The 13,240-nt window shown below is 47.2% G+C and carries 11 protein-coding genes and 1 tRNA gene; 7 read left to right on the forward strand and 5 right to left on the reverse strand.

Going from position 1 to position 13,240, the window contains the following annotated elements:
• The 4 genes from FD967_RS03620 to FD967_RS03635 are packed head-to-tail and all read right to left on the reverse strand — an operon-like array spanning position 1 to position 3,777.
• On the reverse strand, positions 1-693 hold the full coding sequence (locus tag FD967_RS03620) for a MotA/TolQ/ExbB proton channel family protein (RefSeq protein ID WP_215326770.1): 693 nt from the start codon (positions 691-693) through the stop codon (positions 1-3).
• A 4-nt stretch (positions 694-697) separates the two neighbouring features.
• Positions 698-1,393, reverse strand: coding sequence for an energy transducer TonB (locus FD967_RS03625; RefSeq protein WP_215326771.1), 696 nt, complete (start codon positions 1,391-1,393; stop codon positions 698-700).
• Positions 1,390-2,196, reverse strand: coding sequence for a glutamate racemase (murI, locus tag FD967_RS03630; protein WP_215326772.1), 807 nt, complete (start codon positions 2,194-2,196; stop codon positions 1,390-1,392). The genes FD967_RS03625 and murI overlap by 4 nt, the downstream gene beginning before the upstream one ends.
• A 57-nt stretch (positions 2,197-2,253) precedes the next feature.
• Complete coding sequence (locus tag FD967_RS03635) at positions 2,254-3,777, reverse strand: fumarate hydratase (RefSeq protein WP_215326773.1); 1,524 nt, start codon at positions 3,775-3,777, stop codon at positions 2,254-2,256.
• A 167-nt stretch (positions 3,778-3,944) separates the two neighbouring features.
• On the opposite strand from FD967_RS03635, the gene acs reads away from it, so the two are divergent.
• The 4 genes from acs to FD967_RS03655 all read left to right on the forward strand — a co-directional run bounded on the left by acs (position 3,945) and on the right by FD967_RS03655 (position 7,280).
• Positions 3,945-5,918, forward strand: a complete 1,974-nt coding sequence (acs, locus tag FD967_RS03640) for an acetate--CoA ligase (RefSeq protein ID WP_215326774.1) — start codon at positions 3,945-3,947, stop codon at positions 5,916-5,918.
• A 60-nt stretch (positions 5,919-5,978) separates the two neighbouring features.
• Positions 5,979-6,069: transfer RNA gene (locus FD967_RS03645), tRNA-Ser, on the forward strand.
• 234 nt (positions 6,070-6,303) lie between these two features.
• Entirely contained in the window at positions 6,304-6,876 is a 573-nt protein-coding gene (locus FD967_RS03650) for a phasin family protein (RefSeq protein WP_215326775.1), read from the forward strand.
• Between the two features lie 98 nt (positions 6,877-6,974).
• On the forward strand, positions 6,975-7,280 hold the full coding sequence (locus FD967_RS03655; RefSeq protein ID WP_215326776.1) for a YciI family protein: 306 nt from the start codon (positions 6,975-6,977) through the stop codon (positions 7,278-7,280).
• A gap of 59 nt (positions 7,281-7,339) precedes the next feature.
• Here FD967_RS03655 and FD967_RS03660 read toward each other — a convergent pair whose 3' ends face one another.
• Positions 7,340-7,933 (reverse strand): DUF1080 domain-containing protein, encoded by a 594-nt coding sequence (locus FD967_RS03660; protein WP_215326778.1) that lies wholly within the window; start codon positions 7,931-7,933, stop codon positions 7,340-7,342.
• Between the two features lie 129 nt (positions 7,934-8,062).
• Here FD967_RS03660 and FD967_RS03665 point away from each other — a divergent pair, with 129 nt between their 5' ends.
• From FD967_RS03665 to fdhF, 3 genes are all read left to right on the forward strand, one after another.
• Positions 8,063-8,287 (forward strand): hypothetical protein, encoded by a 225-nt coding sequence (locus FD967_RS03665; RefSeq protein WP_215326779.1) that lies wholly within the window; start codon positions 8,063-8,065, stop codon positions 8,285-8,287.
• Positions 8,288-8,485: 198 nt separating this feature from the next.
• Entirely contained in the window at positions 8,486-10,288 is a 1,803-nt protein-coding gene (locus FD967_RS03670) for an NADH-ubiquinone oxidoreductase-F iron-sulfur binding region domain-containing protein (RefSeq protein ID WP_215326780.1), read from the forward strand.
• A 37-nt stretch (positions 10,289-10,325) separates the two neighbouring features.
• Positions 10,326-13,220 (forward strand): formate dehydrogenase subunit alpha, encoded by a 2,895-nt coding sequence (gene fdhF, locus FD967_RS03675; RefSeq protein ID WP_215326781.1) that lies wholly within the window; start codon positions 10,326-10,328, stop codon positions 13,218-13,220.
• Positions 13,221-13,240 lie beyond the last annotated feature (20 nt).

The raw sequence follows: 13,240 nt of genomic DNA on the forward strand, positions 1-13,240 counted from the left end.
TTATTCTCCAGACTTCACGCGGGCACCAGTAACAAAGTAAGCGAGGAGATCATTGCCAAAGCGATTGAGATCAGCAACCAATAATCTGTTGGCACGATTAATCGCATTAAAGCCTAACACTGCTGGAATCGCTACAGCCAAGCCTAAAGCAGTCATGATGAGTGCTTCGCCAATGGGGCCAGCAACCTGATCAATCTGTGCGCTACCTGAGCTGCTGATTGCGATCAAAGCATGATAGATGCCCCAAACCGTTCCAAACAAACCAATAAATGGTGCGGTTGCGCCGGTCGAGCCAAGGAAGGTAAGTCCTTTTTGGAGTTGGGCTGCAACACCATCAATACTGTTTTTTAGACTTCTCGCCATCCACTCGGAGTAGTTCAGTGTTTGCAAAAGTTCACGATGGTTAGTCGATTGGCTTTGGTGATGGGTAGAGGCACCATTTGCCGCTTTAGCAATTTGAAAGTAGGGATTACTTGCATGGCTGGTAAATGCATTCAGACCCTGGTCATAGGAAGTGGCGCGCCAAAACTGATTAATCTCAGGTTGGAGTTTGCGTAAATTGCGCAACACCCAAAAACGGGAGAGCAAAATTACCCAGGTCACAATGGAGCAGATCAGAAGTGCGATGGCCACAAAGCGGGTAACTGCATCGCCCTCGAGCCATAAATTTGCCAAGCCAAATGGTGTATTCATAATATTAATTCTTTAAATTAAATTTAATTAAAAGGTTGGTAGAAATTCTTTGTGGCGAACCATTAACTAAAAATGGTTTAAAGCGATAACGACGACCAATCTCGGTTGCTGCTCTATCTAATCTTGGAAATGAGCTGGAACGTAATAGGGCAACATCCTCAACACTACCTGATTCATCAATAATCAGTCTCACCACCACTTCACCTTGCTCCCCAGATCTTTTGGAGAAAGAAGGGTAGTAAGCATCTGCATCTGGTTGATATACGACAACTAGTTTACCAATGTCAGTCTGAATCGGTGTGCCACTGGATCCAGGAGTGGTTGCGGGTGCAACTGCGGCATTGGGAGCCTGTGATTCACTTTTAGATTGCTGGGGTGTTGGCGGGGTAGGAGCCTGTTGTTGAGTTTGTGGAGGTGTTGGTGCCTGCGTGGATTTTTCATCCACAGTTTTCTTCTTTTGTTCTTGCTTGGGTTTTGGTGGAGGCGCAGCTGGGGCAGCCTGGGGTTGTTTGGCAGCCTCAGGACTCACCAGATTGGCCATCACTCGCGCATCATCTTGATTGTTATCGTTGTCAGGCTTCATGCTGCTCTGAAAGCCAATCAAAAATAATAAATGCAAGGCAATAACAATGCCGATGATGATGCGTTCGGTCTTATCAAATGGTAGATACGCATTCATCCGATTTAGAAAGGTACTCATGTGAATGAGCTCACTAGCTGAGATTTAATGCTGTGTTCATCTAGGTCTGATTGCATGAGCTCGAACGCCATTTGATGCAAGGTCTGCGCATCCTTACTGCTGATGAATGTAACAGAGCCATGTTCATCATTATCTAAGCGCTTGCCCTGAGCCTCTAATTTTCGTTTGAGTTGGCGCACTACTGCTTCACTGGTATCAACTAGATTAATTGAGTCTCCCAATAGTTTACGTATGGCTTTTCGCAAGAAAGGATAGTGTGTGCACCCTAGAACAAGCGTATCTGCTCCAGCTTCCTGAATGGGTTCTAAGTGTTCGGCAAGTAGCTCTAGAGTTTGCTCACCATCAGCTTGGCCCGCTTCAATTAGGGGAACTAGGCCGGCACCCGCTTGTTTAACAAACTGACAATCGGGTAGGGTGGCTAGTAAAGCGCTAAATTTACCGCTCTTGAGCGTAGCCTCGGTTGCAAGTACACCAACAATGCCATTACTGGACTGCATTGCTGCAGGTTTGATACCAGGCTCTACGCCGATGATTGGAATATGACTGAGCTCATTACGAATAGCCGCAATCGCCTCGGCGGTTGCAGTGTTACAGGCAACCATAATGGCATCACAACCTTGCGCTGCTAAGTATTGGCATAGCTCCATGCTGCGCAAAGCTATCCACTCACTAGACTTCTCTCCATAAGGAGCATTGATGGAATCAGCTAGGTAAATATAGTCATGCTCAGGAAGTTGGCGCAAAGCCTCATCCAAAATTGATAAGCCACCAACTCCAGAATCAAAAACTCCGATGAGTGCCAAGTTAGGTCGCTTAACTAAGGGCGGTTGATTTAATGAATCAATGACGTACTAATTGACTCAAGCAATCATGACTGGAATGCCGGCAATCTTTGCTTGCCACTCTTTGGGGCCGGTCTCATGCATAGAGATGCCGGCAGAACTGACCGCTACTGTCACTGGCATGTCTTTGACATCGAATTCATAAATTGCTTCCATGCCAAGGTCAGCAAAACCCACGACCTTCGCCGTCTGAATGGCTTTAGAGACTAAGTAGGCGGCGCCACCAACGGCCATCAAGTAAGCAGACTGATGCTTTTTGATCGCTTCAATTGCAGTGGGGCCACGTTCAGCCTTACCAATCATGGAGATCAATCCAGTTTGAGCCAGCATCATCTCAGTGAACTTATCCATGCGGGTTGAGGTTGTTGGGCCTGCTGGACCAACTGCTTCGCCTCCCACTGGGTCTACTGGACCAACGTAATAGATCACGCGGTTTTTAAAGCTCACCGGTAATGCCTCGCCTTTAGCCAGCATGTCTGCAATGCGCTTATGCGCCGCATCACGACCAGTCAAAATTTTGCCGTTGAGGAGCAGTGTTTCGCCTGCTTTCCAGTCAGCCACTTCTTCAGCAGTCAAAGTATCCAAGTTCACGCGCTTGGATTTTTTAGTGTCTGGAGTCCAAGTCACATCTGGCCAATCAGATAAGGATGGTTTTTCTAATATCGCTGGGCCATCGCCATGCAAGTGGAAATGTACGTGGCGGGTTGCAGCACAGTTTGGAATCATCGCTACTGGCAATGAAGCTGCATGCGTTGGGTACTCCATAATTTTGATATCGAGCACAGTGGCCAAACCACCTAGGCCTTGTGCCCCAATCCCGAGCTTATTCACCTTCTCGTAGATCTCTAAGCGCAGCTCTTCGGCACGAGTCTTCGCGCCGCGTGCGATTAATTCTTGAATATCTACTGGGCCCATCAAGGACTCTTTTGCCATTAGCATGGCTTTCTCAGGCGTTCCGCCAATACCGATGCCTAAAATGCCGGGAGGGCACCAGCCTGCTCCCATCGTCGGGACGGTCTTGACTACCCAATCGACGATCGAATCAGAGGGGTTAAGCATGACCATCTTAGCTTTGTTCTCAGAGCCGCCACCTTTGGCAGCGCAAATGACTTCAACATCATCGCCTGGGACGATTTCATAATGAATAACCGCCGGGGTGTTATCACCTGTGTTTTTGCGCTTACCTGCTGGATCAGTCAAAACGGATGCGCGTAGTGGGTTATCCGGGTTCATATAAGCGCGACGAACACCTTCGTTCACCATTTCAGAGACGCTCATGGTGGCATCGCCCCACTGAACATTCATACCAATCTTGAGAAAAACGACTGCAATACCAGTGTCTTGACACATTGGACGGTGACCTTCTGCACACATCCGGCTATTGGTCAAAATCTGCGCAATCGCATCCTTCGCTGCGGCACCTTGCTCAAGCTCGTAAGCTCTGCCCATAGCGGAAATGAAGTCTTTGGGGTGATAGTAAGAGATGAATTGGAAGGCATCTGCCACACTCTGGATTAGGTCGTTTTGTTTGATATTTGTCATGGTTATAAGCTTAATTATGCAAGGTTTAATCTATTTTAAGGGTTTGCCATAGAGCAAATCTAGCGTGTTTTCACTTATCTTATTAGCTCTTGGGGATGCGTTTCCCTAATCCTGCGCTATTTTTGCAGAAAAAGACGACTGATTATTGAATAGAAGGGCTGTAAAGCATGGAACCATTGATGCAAGAAAACCGCGTATTTAACCCGCCTGCAGACTTCATTAAGTCCGCCGCTATTCCCGGAATGGACGCTTACAACAAGCTCTGTGCCGAAGCTAACAATGATTACGACGGTTTTTGGAGTCGCCTTGCTAAAGAAAATGTCTTCTGGAAAAAGCCCTTTACTAAAGCCCTTGATGAATCCAAAGCGCCTTTCTACAAATGGTTTGAAGATGGCACTACCAATGCTTCCTACAACTGTTTAGATCGCCAAGTTGAAAATGGCCTTGGCAATAAGACTGCGATTATTTTTGAAGCGGATGATGGATCTGTTACCAATGTAACTTATCAAGAGTTGCTAGAACGTGTTTGCAAAATGGCAAATGCACTTCGCAAAATGGGCATTCAGTCTGGTGACCGCGTCATCATTTACATGGCGATGACGATCGAAGGAGTTGTCGCAATGCAGGCGTGTGCTCGTATCGGCGCAATTCACTCGGTTGTGTTCGGTGGATTTTCTGCTCAAGCACTGCGCGATCGAATCATTGACGTTGGTGCCGTAGCCGTGATTACCGCTGACGGACAGTTCCGCGGCGGCAAATCATTGCCCTTGAAGGCAATATGTGATGAGGCTCTGTCCACTGGCGAGTGTCCCAATGTGAAGCATGTGATCGTCAACAAACGCACCGGTAATGATGTCACCATGACAGCTGGCCGTGATGTTTGGATGCAAGAAATCGTAGCTAATGAATCCACTACTTGCGAGCCAGAGTGGGTCAGCGCTGAGCACCCACTATTTATTTTGTATACCTCTGGCTCGACAGGTAAGCCTAAGGGCGTTCAACACTCTACTGGTGGCTACCTCTTGTGGGCAATTCTCACAATGAAGTGGACTTTTGATATCAAACCAAATGACGTCTTCTGGTGTACTGCCGATATCGGCTGGGTAACAGGTCACTCCTATATTACCTACGGCCCACTCGCAGTTGGCGCTACTGAGATTGTGTTTGAGGGTGTTCCAACCTACCCCAATGCGGGTCGTTTCTGGGACATGATCCAAAAACACAAGGCAACCATCTTCTATACCGCTCCAACGGCGATTCGTTCATTAATCAAAGCATCGAGCAATGATCAAGCAGTGCATCCCAAGAGCTATGATTTATCTTCCTTGCGTCTCTTGGGTTCAGTCGGTGAGCCGATTAATCCAGAAGCGTGGATGTGGTACTACGAGAATGTGGGTGGCTCACGTTGCCCAATCGCAGATACCTTTTGGCAAACCGAAACTGGTGGTCACATGATTTCACCATTGCCAGGTGCAACCCCCATGATTCCAGGTTCATGCACGTTGCCATTGCCAGGTATTCAGGCGGCGATTGTGGATGAAGTGGGTGCAGACGTTCCAAATGGTCATGGCGGTATTTTGGTTGTGAAGCGTCCATGGCCCTCCATGATTCGTACGATCTGGGGTGATCCCGATCGCTTCGTGAAGTCTTATTTCCCGGAGGAGTTGGGTGGCACTTTGTATCTGGCAGGTGACGGCGCAATCCGCAATAAAGATACTGGCTACTTCACGATTACGGGCCGTATCGACGATGTATTGAATGTCTCCGGTCACCGCATGGGTACGATGGAAATCGAATCTTGCTTGGTTGCCAATCCCTTAGTTGCTGAAGCTGCAGTAGTGGGTCGTCCAGATGAGTTGACTGGTGAAGCAATTTGCGTATTCGTGGTTCTGAAGGGCGGACGCCCAACAGGTGATGAAGCCAAGAAGATTGCAACTGAGTTGCGGAACTGGGTAGGCAAGGAGATCGGCCCGATCGCTAAACCAAAGGACGTTCGCTTTGGTGATAACTTACCTAAAACTCGTTCTGGCAAGATCATGCGCCGCTTGCTGCGTGTGATCGCTAAAGGTGAAGAGGTGACTCAAGACACCTCGACTCTGGAAAATCCAGCGATTTTGGATCAGCTCAAAGAGTCTGTTTAAGTAGTTAATTGCGCTTTTAGAGGCAGACCCTTCTGGCAAACGTATAATCAACGGTTGTACGGAAGGGTGGATGAGCGGTTTAAGTCACACGCCTGGAAAGCGTGCGTAGGTTAATAGCCTACCGCGGGTTCGAATCCCGCCTCTTCCGCCAGTAGTCTGAAGCCACCTTCGGGTGGTTTTTTCTTTGCTTTTTCTTGATTTTTGCCCTAAGAAACCATCTCAAGCTAAATCATTTTGATATTCAACCCCCTGTTTTTAATCAAAAAAAGGGGTTTTTGATATTTCTGTTGCGTTGCCGCAAATAAATCTTGCACTGCAATAAAAAACTTCTTAGAATGGTGCATTGCAATACATTTATCAATTTTATAAAAGTTAGGAAAATCTCATGTTCCAGAATCAATTAAACGACCAAATGACACAAGCTCAAACTAAAGCTGTTGAAAACGCTAAGTTCTTAGCCCAAGTAGCTGTTGAAAGCGCAAAAGAATTAGCTGAAATCAACCAAGCTGCTGCTAAGGATGCTTTAGTTGTCGCTCAAGATGCAAGCGCTCAATTGTTGGCAATTAAAGATGCACAACAATTGGCAAAATTGGCTCAGCCAGAAACTGCACAAGAAGCTGCTAAGTACGCTGCTGCTTACCAAGCTAAGGTAAACAAAGTTGTGCGTAACAGCAACAAAGAAGTTGTTCAAGTAGTTGACGCATCTATCGATGACGCACGCGCTGATATGGTTAAGTTTGTTAAGGAAGCTACTAAGACAGCTCCTGCTGGTTCTGAGGCATTTGTATCTGCATTCAAAACTGTATTTGAAACTTCACTCCAACAGTTTGACCAAGTTCGCGCTTCAGCAACTGATGCTTATGCAAACTTTGAGAAAAGTGTTGATGCTGCAATGGCTAACTTTCAAGGCCAATACGCAGTAGCTAAGCCAGCTGTTAAAAGCCGTAAAGCTGCTTAATTCGTTTTAATGGCTTTGCACGAGAAACCGCCTTCGGGCGGTTTTTTCTTTTTCTGCTTGCCGTAAGATGGATGTTTTAGAGCTAATGTGGAGAAAACATGATCTTTGCAATCCTTTTAATGGATCGTCCTGGTACCGCAGAATTACGTATTCAAGTGCGACCCGAGCATCGCGCTTACTTGGGTAAGTTTGCAGACAAGATGGCCTTTGCTGGCCCACTCACATCGGAAGATGGCAAAACGACAGTGGGCAGCTTGTTGGTGATGGATTTTCCTAGTAAGGCAGATGTTGAGGCTTGGCTAGCGGATGAGCCATTTACCAAAGCAGGAGTCTATGAACAGCCGGTTATTCATGTGTTTAACAATAGCTGGCAACAACAGGTTGGGTTTCCACCTGCTGCTTAAGTAAAAAAAGAGCCACCTCATTTGAGGTGGCCGCTTTGATGGATCTGTCTAGAGATGATCTAGATTGGCTTGATTTGTAGCTTCCTAAATTTGATGATGCCGCCGGCGGACTGAAGGGCAATGGACCCCTCGGAGAACTTACTATCTCTGGCATCTGTAACAGTGAGTACTCCATTCATCATTACTTTGAGCTGAGGTCCATTGGCCGTAATTTCCATGGTGTTCCAGCGCCCACCTGCTTTGTGAATTGGGTTGACCTTGGCAATATCAACAATGGCACCGGTGGAGTATTCCTGTCCCGGACGCGTATCCCAGATATTAATTTCATAAGCATTTCCAGCGGTGACTTTATTGGGATCCTGGCAGCGAATAAAAATTCCACTATTGGTGTTGGATTCAGCCCAAAATTCAGCGCGAATAATAAAGTTCCGATAACTTTTACTGCTCACCAGAAATCCAGACGGCTTATTCCCTTCAACTATTCCTTTGCCAATGACCCAATTCGCGCTGCCAATAATGTTCCAACCGTCTAGGCTGACGCCATCGATTAAATCGGTATAGCCCGCTTGTGCTTGAGCATGGGTGTTGATTGAAAGCAGGGCAATAGTCAGCGAAAAGGCAATTGCTAGAACTTGTTTTAAGGTTGTTTGCATCATGATCTCCTAATGAATTTATCTTTGTAGCTGCAATCTTGCTTCCATGCATTGTTACTGACTTGGCTGTAATTCAACAAGTACTCACTTTCCCTTAACTTGGAACCAGGAATCCAGTAGACTTAGAGTATGAATTCAACAACATTACGCCCCTTAGCCACCCTTGTTTCTATTACCACCATTGCCTTAGCGGGATGCGGCTCTATTGAGTCAGCAGCCCAAGATGACTGTACTTCTATAGGTTGGCAAATTGGCAGCAAGGGCTACAACGATTGCTTTAAGGCGCGTGTTTACGAGCGCAAACTGGATTACTCTCCGCCCCCCGGTAGCAAGCCCTCCCCATCAGTCATTTAATAGGGTTTACCCTAATTAAATTCACTTGAGCGCCGTCAAGGACTTGAGTGTAGAAATAACCCAAAATCATCCTTGATCTTGGGAATTTCCTATTTAGAGCGAGCTAAGTTGTTTCTTGCCAATTTGGGCCTTCTTAAGCGTAGCTGTAGACATAAAAAATAGCATCATTATTGCGACTAGAAATTAGAGATTAAAACTATGAATCACCCAAAACCCTCGTCTGAAGTCAAGGCTGTTGCTGTAGCAACTGCAGATGATTTAAGGGAAACCATTCGTCGCAAGAGCAAACTCAAAGGGCGTCAAGCAGACGATGTGTCCTTGGCAGAGGTTCGCCAGTTAATTGGTGTTGCAGTTGATCGTCGCGATTTGCTAATTGAAAATTTACACAAGCTCAATGATGAATACCGCGCTTTGCATGATCGTCATTTAGTTGCTTTGGCAAAAGAAATGAATTTGCCGATGGCAGAAGTTTACGAAGTGGCTACTTTCTATCACCACTTTGAAGTGGTACGTGGCAATGATCCAGTGGCAGACATCACTCTACGTGTCTGTGATGGTATCGCCTGTGAACTGGCTGGCGCGCAAAATCTACTAGCAAAGTTGCCGGTAATTCTAGGCAACCCTAAGATTAAGGTAGAGGCTGCTCCATGCGTGGGTCGTTGTGAGCAGGCTCCAATAGCAGTTGTACATCAGTACCCAGTATTGTTTGCAACTACGGATAAGGTCGCAGCCGCAGTCAAAAATAATCTGACTACCCAGCCAATGGCGAAGGACAGTGCAAGTTTTGATCCTGCAGCTTTCGCTGAACAGGGCGTATCTCCGCAAGGTGACAATCAAGCGGTTTCACCGGACTATGTGGGCTACGAGTCCTATCGCGCACAAGGCGGTTACGCCTTAGCAAAAGAAATTATTGAAGGTAAAAAAGATAGCGAGAGCATTGTCAAGATCATGGAAAGCTCGGGACTTCGCGGCCTTGGTGGTGCGGGCTTCCCAGCGGGACGTAAGTGGCGCATTGTGAGAGATCAAGTCGCTCCAAAATTGATGGCAGTGAACATTGACGAAGGTGAGCCAGGCACATTTAAAGATCGCACATATTTGGAGCGTGATCCACATCGCTTCTTAGAAGGCATGTTAATTGCTGCCAATGTAGTGGGTATTGATGCTTGCTACATTTACCTACGCGATGAGTACCATGGTTGCCGTGAATTACTCGAAGTGGAGTTAGCTAAGCTCATGGCAAACCCTCCATTTAAATTGCCGCTGATTGAGTTACGTCGTGGTGCAGGTGCATATATTTGCGGCGAAGAATCTGCCATGATTGAAAGTATCGAAGGTAAGCGCGGTGAGCCCCGTATGCGTCCTCCGTATATCGCTCAAGTTGGATTGTTTGGTCGTCCAACGCTCGAACATAACTTTGAAACTCTCTATTGGGTTCGCGACATTGTTCAGCGTGGTCCAGAGTGGTTTAGTTCTTTTGGTCGTCATGATCGTAAAGGCTTGCGTAGCTTCAGCGTTAGCGGTCGAGTTAAAAACCCGGGTGTGAAGCTAGCCCCAGCTGGAATTACGATTCAGGAGTTGATTGACGAGTATTGTGGCGGCATGCAAGATGGCCACAAGTTCTACGGCTATTTACCCGGTGGTGCTTCAGGCGGTATCTTGCCAGCAACCATGAATGACATTCCACTTGACTTCGATACCTTGCAGCCTTATGGCTGTTTCATTGGCTCTGCTGCGGTGATGGTGTTTGGTGACAAAGACAAAGCGCGTGATATGGCGCTCAATGTCATGCACTTCTTTGAGCATGAGAGCTGCGGTCAATGTACGCCATGTCGTGTAGGTACAAGCAAGGCTGCCAAGTTAATGCAGTCGCCATCTTGGGATCAAAATACTTTAGAGGACTTAGCAACTGTGATGGTTGACGCTTCTATATGCGGCCTAGGTCAAGCTGCACCCAATCCAATTCGCTGTATTGCAAAATATTTCCCAGAAGAAGTTGCTTAATTAGCAGGCAAAAAAACAAGGGAAAAACGAGACAAATATGAACGCACCAGTAAATCCTAAAGAGCTTGAATTGCAAACCGTTGAGTTCAGGCTAGACGGTCAAACCATCGTTTCTTACGAAGGCGAGACTATTCTCAAGGCCGCTAAGCGCCACGGGATCGATATTCCTCATCTGTGTTTTAAAGATGGTTATCGCGCTGATGGTAATTGCCGCGCGTGTGTAGTGGAGATCAATGGTGAACGTACCTTGGCACCAAGTTGCTGCAGAAGTGCTACGCCTGGTATGGAAGTGAAGGCTAATAGTGAGCGTGCACTGAAGAGTCAAAAACTTGTCTTAGAAATGTTGTTATCCGATATGCCCGATGAAGGATTTAAGTGGGTAGGAGACAGCAAAGAAGAAGAGCAAAAAAATCAACATGGCGAATTGAGCACTTGGGCTGCACGCTTAGATGTCACCGTTCGACCAGAGCTCAAAGCATTACGTCGTGAAAAAGTGAGTCATGACATATCTCACCCAGCGATGGCAGTGAACCTAGACGCCTGTATTCAATGTAATCGTTGCGTGCGCGCTTGTCGTGAAGAGCAGGTTAATGACGTGATCGGCTACGCAATGCGCGGTTCTCATAGCGAGATCGTATTTGATCTGAATGACCCAATGGGTGATAGCACTTGCGTTGCCTGTGGTGAGTGTGTGCAGGCTTGCCCAACGGGTGCATTAATGCCTAAGGGATTAATTGGCTCGCAAACGGTTGACCGCAAGGTAGATTCAGTATGCCCTTTCTGCGGTGTAGGCTGCCAGATTACTTACAACGTTAAAGATGAAAAAATTGTCAGCGTAGAAGGTCGTGATGGCCCGGCCAACCACAATCGTCTCTGCGTTAAAGGTCGCTTTGGTATGGACTACATCCATAATCCACAGCGCTTAACTAAGCCGCTGATTCGTAGGGCGGGCGTTGCTAAAGATGAAGCTTTATTAGAAGGTAAGCAAGATTGGTCCGATATCTTCCGTGAGGCTACTTGGGAAGAGGCTTTGGAGCTTGCTGGTGGTGGCCTCAAAAAGCTGAAGGATCAATATGGCAATAAGGTGCTTGCAGGCTTTGGCTCTGCAAAAGGCAGCAATGAAGAGGCTTACTTATTCCAAAAACTGGTTCGTACTGGTTTTGGTAGTAATAACGTTGACCATTGCACACGCCTTTGCCATGCATCTTCTGTGGCTGCATTGCTTGAGGGCGTTGGTTCGGGTGCCGTTAGCAACCAAGTAAACGATGTTGAGCACTCAAGCCTTATTTTCTTGATCGGTTCAAATCCAACAGCAAACCATCCCGTTGCTGCTACCTGGTTTAAGAATGCTGCTAAACGAGGCGCAAAAATTGTATTGTGCGATCCACGTTCGACCGAAATTAGTAAGCATGCCTGGCGTACGATGCAGTTCAAGCCAGATACTGACGTTGCTATGCTCAATGCCTTGATCTTCACCGTAATTGAAGAGGGGCTAGTTGATAAGGACTTTATCCAGAATCGCTCTAATAACTTTGAAGCACTCAAAGAAAATATCAAGGGCTATAGCCCTGAAGCAATGGCTCCAATCTGCGGTATTCCAGCGGAAACCTTGCGTGAGGTTGCCAGAGAATTTGCGACAACTAAATCTGCCATGATTTTGTGGGGTATGGGAATTAGTCAGCACGTTCACGGTACTGATAACGCCCGTTGTTTAATTGCCTTGGTCAGCATTACTGGCCAAATTGGTAAACCTGGTTCTGGCTTGCATCCACTGCGCGGACAAAATAACGTACAGGGCGCAAGTGATGCGGGATTAATTCCGATGATGTTCCCGAACTACCAGCGCGTAGACAATCCAGAAGCGCATGCGTGGTTTGAGAAGTTTTGGAATACCCCATTAGATAAGAAGCCTGGTTACACCGTAGTGGAGATCATGCATAAGATCACCGCACCGGATAGTGATCCAGACAAGATTCGTGGCATGTATGTTGAAGGCGAGAATCCTGCGATGAGCGATCCCGACCTGAATCATGCCCGTCATGCTTTAGCTTCTTTGGACCTATTGGTTGTACAAGATATTTTTATGACCGAGACCGCGCTCCTAGCAGACGTAGTATTGCCAGCGAGCGCATGGCCTGAGAAGGTCGGTACTGCCAGCAATACGGATCGTATGGTGCAGATGGGCAAGAAAGCGATTAACCCCCCGGGAGACGCTAAGCCTGATCTGTGGATCATTCAGCAAATTGCTAAGCGCATGGGCCTGAACTGGAATTACCAAGGTGCTGATGACGGTGTTGCAGAGGTGTATGACGAGATGCGTCAAGCAATGCATGCGGCCATTAATGGTATTACGTGGGAGCGTCTAGAAAAAGAGTCTAGCGTGACTTACCCATGTTTATCTGCTGAAGATCCAGGTCGACCCATTGTGTTTGATGACAAGTTTGATACCAAAGATGGCAGAGTGAAGTTAGTGCCAGCCGATATCATTCCCGCAAACGAGCGCCCAGATGCGGAGTATCCTTTTGTGCTGATTACAGGACGTCAGTTAGAGCATTGGCATACCGGCAGTATGACGCGCCGTGCAACTGTCTTGGATGCGATTGAGCCGATGGCTACTGTGTCCATGCATGGTGAAGATATGACGCAGTTAGGCGTATCTGCTGGTGATGTGATTACGGTTCAGTCCCGTCGTGGCGAAGTGGCTATCCACGTTCGTCGAGATGATGGCACTCCGCGTGGTGTGATCTTCATTCCGTTTGCATACTATGAGGCTGCAGCCAACCTCATCACCAACTCTGCCTTAGATCCATTTGGCAAGATTCCAGAATTTAAGTACTGTGCGGTCAAGCTCGCCAAAGGTGGTCAGGCTGCTCTAGTGATGGGTTATGGAACTAATGACCCTAGTAGGCAGCAGCCTGAACTCACTTCCTAAGCTATTTTGCAAAACCTAAC

This window comes from Polynucleobacter sp. JS-Mosq-20-D10, assembly GCF_018687755.1.
Taxonomy (GTDB): domain Bacteria; phylum Pseudomonadota; class Gammaproteobacteria; order Burkholderiales; family Burkholderiaceae; genus Polynucleobacter.

Excerpts from the sequence above, each read along its gene's own strand:
- fdhF (WP_215326781.1), top strand. The coding sequence starts at position 10,326 with ATGAACGCACCAGTAAATCCTAAAGAGCTTGAATTGCAAACCGTTGAG.
- FD967_RS03635 (WP_215326773.1), bottom strand. The coding sequence starts at position 3,777 with ATGACAAATATCAAACAAAACGACCTAATCCAGAGTGTGGCAGATGCC.
- FD967_RS03670 (WP_215326780.1), top strand. The coding sequence starts at position 8,486 with ATGAATCACCCAAAACCCTCGTCTGAAGTCAAGGCTGTTGCTGTAGCA.
- acs (WP_215326774.1), top strand. The coding sequence starts at position 3,945 with ATGGAACCATTGATGCAAGAAAACCGCGTATTTAACCCGCCTGCAGAC.
- FD967_RS03650 (WP_215326775.1), top strand. The coding sequence starts at position 6,304 with ATGTTCCAGAATCAATTAAACGACCAAATGACACAAGCTCAAACTAAA.
- FD967_RS03660 (WP_215326778.1), bottom strand. The coding sequence starts at position 7,933 with ATGCAAACAACCTTAAAACAAGTTCTAGCAATTGCCTTTTCGCTGACT.
- FD967_RS03620 (WP_215326770.1), bottom strand. The coding sequence starts at position 693 with ATGAATACACCATTTGGCTTGGCAAATTTATGGCTCGAGGGCGATGCA.
- FD967_RS03655 (WP_215326776.1), top strand. The coding sequence starts at position 6,975 with ATGATCTTTGCAATCCTTTTAATGGATCGTCCTGGTACCGCAGAATTA.
- FD967_RS03665 (WP_215326779.1), top strand. The coding sequence starts at position 8,063 with ATGAATTCAACAACATTACGCCCCTTAGCCACCCTTGTTTCTATTACC.
- FD967_RS03625 (WP_215326771.1), bottom strand. The coding sequence starts at position 1,393 with ATGAGTACCTTTCTAAATCGGATGAATGCGTATCTACCATTTGATAAG.